Below are 5045 nucleotides of genomic sequence, written 5' to 3'. Positions count from 1 at the left end.
CAGGTTTTTGGTGCTGATAATTCTATCACTGCTCTCGATTTTCTTACTCTTTCTCCTTGAAAACAAAGCGCATTAAATTCGCTGCATTTTTTCTAAAATTATAGCAACTCGGTTTGTTAAATAAACCGAGTTTTTAATTATTAGTACAAAAAATATCAAGCCGATGAATTATTGCTGATTCGACTTGCTGATAACCCTGAAATTGGTTATTAGTGAGTAATTCATTCTTGACAAAAGCCAGAAAAAAAGTTGATAACTACAAAATTTATAACCATTTCTTGAGTGAAATATAGATTAGCTGAATTTTTCCTAAAGTTATAGCAAATCGGTTTGTTAAATAAACCGAGTTTTTAATTATTACTACAAAAAATATCAAGCCGATGAATTATTGCTGATTCGACTTGCTGACGGCCCTGAAATTTTGGTAGTGAGTCATTCATTCTTGACAAAAGCCAGAAAACGAAGTTGATAACTACAAAATTTATAATTATTTCTTTAGTAAAATATAGATTATCTGACATTGAGCTGATTGACAGCCCTAAAATTTGTTCTTGATAAAGAATCAAGTCTGAGTGAAAATCGGAAATCCAAGCTTTGTTTACTACAAACAAGAATGCTTGTCAACTGCATTTAGGCAAAAAATATCTAATTAAAAGGTGTATTTTCGGAGATTGCGATCATTTTTCCTCATCATAAAATAAGTTGGCACTACGTCTGAATTGGCTAAAAAAACCCTGATTTACTAGGTAAATACAGCTAACTGCTACTTTAGGAAGATGTCGCACAAAAAAAAATCGAAGTAAATAGAACTTGTTAAGTATGCGAAGTCGAGAAATTAGTAATTAGAGATTTCCATTAGCAATTAACAATAATATCTACCACTGAAGATTGACGATTAACAAATCAAGGAGCTATCTAACTCATGAAAAATTTATGGTGCAACTACTCTTCGCCAATTCACAAATTAAGTTGCGATCGCCACGACACTGACTGCATAAAAGTTTCTTTGATTGGGACGCCGTTAGTCGGTGATCGGGCTATTAATATTTCCTGTTTAACAAAAGCGAGTCGGGGCGTTAATACTCAACGTAAAAAACATTTAGTTTGCATCGATCCGAGGGTAGAGAATTATCAGCATCTTGCCAGCGGAGTCAAACCGGGGACAGAGATAATTGTCCTTGATCGAAGTCTGGACGGAGTAGAACAAATTACTGAGATTTTAGCTAAACGCAGCTCCATTGCCAGCCTTCAGATAGTTGCTCACGGCAAGGAAGCTTCGGTGCAACTGGGGTCAACTTTACTGAAGGATGAAAACTTACCAAAGTACGATCGGCATTTGCAACAGTGGCGCCATGCCTTCACGGAAAAAGCCGATATTTTAATATTAGCGTGTCAGGTTGGGGCTGGAAAAGCCGGGATTGCTTTCGTGCAGAAGCTGAGAGAATTAACAGGCGCAAACATAGCGGCTTCCAACAATCTAATTGGCAGTGCAAAATTAGGAGGAAACTGGCAATTAAATGTTACAGCCGGACGAGTAAAAACCGCAATAGCCTTTGAAACAAAAACCCAGGAAACTTACAGCGCTGTCCTCATTAGTTTAGTGGACGAAAGTTTTCAAGACGCACGTCTAATCGGACCTTGGATCTCTGGGGTAACAGGCACGTCAGACGCTCCGGCTTTAACAGCAGGAACCGGAACGGAGAGTTTTCCAGGTTTGAACATAGACCCGGTTGGCAGCGGGGCGTTAAGATTAACTACAAGAACTTTTGACCAATCTACTTTTGTCATCTATAACAGTCAGGTTCCTGTCAATAGTGGTCTTAACATTGTCTTTGATATATTTGCCTACGACGGCACTGCACGTCCGAATTTAGCAGGGCGGACAGGGGACGGCATAAGTTTCTTTTTAATTGACGGTACTGTGACGCCTACAGTAGCTGGAGGCTATGGAGGGTCTCTCGGCTACGCCCAAAATACAGATACAAATCAGTCCGGTTTACGGGGAGGTTATTTAGGAATTGGATTGGATGAATTTGGAAATTTCTCAAGTGAAACTCAAGGGCGTGTAGGCGGAATTGGGGTGACTCGTAGAGCAGATTCGGTAACACTTCGAGGTAGCGAATCTACGGGATATCGATTTTTAACTTCTACGTTTGTGCCGCAGGGAATAGATAATATTCCCGATACCGTAAATCCTCTGCCTCCAAACGGGCCGATCAACACCATTACTAGCAGCCGCGAAGCAGCCAGAAGAAGAGTTCAAATTATTTTGGAACCCCCCAATTCTGCAACGCCAAACCGTCTCACTGTTAACTTTGATCTCAACAATAATGGTTCGTTTGCAGATCCGGGTGAGACTCTTATCGACATTGCCAATTTACAAGAGGAGATAGACGAGCCAATCCCGGCAACATTCAAATTTGGTTTTGCTGGTTCAACGGGAGACGCAACAAATATTCACGACGTTCGCACTTTGTCGATCCAAACTATAGACGTGCCGCTTACTACAGCAGATGTTGCCTCAACGAAAACAGGCCCGGCGGCAGCGGCACCGGATAGCCCCATTACTTACACAATTACGACAGTAAATAACGGCCCGAACGACGCCGAAAACGTGGTGATTGAAGATAGATTGCCCGACGGGGCAGTATTTGGTAGTGCCAACGGCGACGGCACTTTCAACCCGACAACGAGACTGGTTTCCTGGAGTATTCCGAATTTACCTCTTGGGGCCACCGCCACGCGCACGGTAACTGTTACTGCCCCAACTACACTCGGCCCTATTACAAACAGTGTATTCAGCAGCAGCAGTACGATCGATCCCGTACCCGGTAACAACAGTGGCAGCAGCCCGGATGCGAGAGTCACGACCACTATTACAAACGATAGCGCTGATGTAGTGACGGTCAAAAGCGGGCCCGCTACGGCAGCAGCCGGATCGACTGTTACTTACACAATTACGGCAGCCAACAGTGGGCCGAGTGCAGCAACCAATGTGGTGATCACCGACACCATTGTTCCGGGTTTAACAGGAGTCAGCGTCTCGGAGGGCGGAACTTACAGCCAAACTACAGGTATTGTGACTTGGCCGACGATCACATCCCTAGCCAGCGCAGCCAGCACCAACAGAACCGTCCGTTTTCCACTTCCCGCCACCGGCGGCCCCATCGCCAACACTGCTAGCAGCACCTCAACGAGCCGAGACCCCAATCCTGACAACAACAACGGCAGCAGCCCGTCGGCAAGAGTCACCACCACGATCACCGATAGCGCCGATGTAGCTACAATCAAAAGCGGGCCCGCTACGGCAGCAGCCGGATCGACTGTTACTTACACAATTACGGCAGCCAACAGTGGGCCGAGTGCAGCAACCAATGTGGTGATCACCGACACCATTGTTCCGGGTTTAACAGGAGTCAGCGTCTCGGAGGGCGGAACTTACAGCCAAACTACAGGTATTGTGACTTGGCCGACGATCACATCCCTAGCCAGCGCAGCCAGCACCAACAGAACCGTCCGTTTTCCACTTCCCGCCACCGGCGGCCCCATCGCCAACACTGCTAGCAGCACCTCAACGAGCCGAGACCCCAACCCTGACAACAACAACGGCAGCAGCCCGTCGGCAAGAGTCACCACCACGATTACCGATAGCGCCGATGTAGCTACGATCAAAACCGGGCCCGCTACTGTGGCCGCAGGCTCGACTGTCACCTACACAATTCTCACCGAAAACAGAGGGCCGAGTACCGCTACCAACATCACCGTTACAGACAGCATCGTTCCCGGTTTAACGGGCGTTACAGCATCCAACGGCGGTATTTACGACCCAGCCACAGGCATTGTCAGCTTTCCGCCCATTGCCAGCTTAGCTGACGGCGTGGCCGTCAGCCGGACTGTCAGATTCCCAGCCCCGGCGACCGGCACTGTCAGCAACACGGCAAGAAGTACCTCAACCACTAATGACCCAAATCCCGACAACAATAACGGCCGCGATCCCGGCGCAACTGTTAGCACCAGCATCGCCTCTGCCCCGACTCCCCCACCCGCACCGACTCCGACTCCCGCCAACCTACGGCCGATAGCTAACAATGTCAACCTCGAAATCGCCCCCAGCAGCGCTGTGGCGATCGCAGGACTCGGAGGAAGTGATCCCGACGGTTCGATCGCATCCTTCACCATCAACACCGTCCCACCAGCAAATGAAGGGCTGATATTTTTAGGCAATCCCGATACCGGCGGAACGATTGTCACGGCCGGTCAAATTCTGACACCTGCTGACATTAACCAATTATTTTTCCAATCGACAGGCAACTTTACAAAAGCAAATTTCACCTACAGCGCTACAGACAACCAGGGCGCTACCAGCCGCGCCAGCGCTACTGTATCGGCGCTGCTGCCGGAGCCCAACCAACCGCCAGTAGCTAACAACGTCGACCTCGAAATCGCCCCCAGCAGCACTGTGGCGATCGCAGGACTCGGAGGAAGCGACCCCGACGGGTCGATCGCATCCTTCACCATCAACACCGTCCCACCAGCAAATGAAGGGCTGATATTTTTAGGCAATCCCGATACCGGCGGAACGATTGTCACGGCCGGTCAAATTCTGACACCTGCTGACATTAACCAATTATTTTTCCAATCGACAGCCAACTTTACAACAGCAAATTTCACCTACAGCGCTACAGACAACCAGGGCGCTATCAGCCCCGCCAGCGCTACTGTCTCTGCCATTCCCCTGAACGAACCAACACCAACACCAACACCAATACCAACACCCACACCCACACCAGCGCCAACACCAACACCACCCGTCCCGGAACCCACACCCACACCACAAACACCAGCGCCAACACCAACACCACCCGTCCCGGAACCCACACCCACACCACCCGTCCCAGAACCAACACCCACACCACGCATCCCAGAACCAACACCCACACCTGCAGCGGAACCAACACCCACACCACCCATCCCAGAACCAACACCCACACCCGCAGCGGAACCAACACCCACACCACGCATCCCAGAACCAACACCCACACCCG

1 protein-coding gene is annotated in these 5045 nt (G+C 48.8%); it reads left to right on the top strand.

The genetic code is table 11. The features are described 5' to 3' along the window. Positions 1-922 precede the first annotated feature (922 nt). A partial coding sequence (locus Q5691_RS25950; protein ID WP_333347949.1) for a DUF4347 domain-containing protein occupies positions 923-5045 on the top strand: 4123 nt, incomplete at its 3' end.

This window comes from Microcoleus sp. w1-18aA5 (assembly GCF_036701705.1).
GTDB lineage: Bacteria > Cyanobacteriota > Cyanobacteriia > Cyanobacteriales > Microcoleaceae > Microcoleus.
The sequence above is the reverse complement of the archived record's forward strand: the minus strand, read 5'-3'. Positions and strand labels throughout refer to the sequence as shown.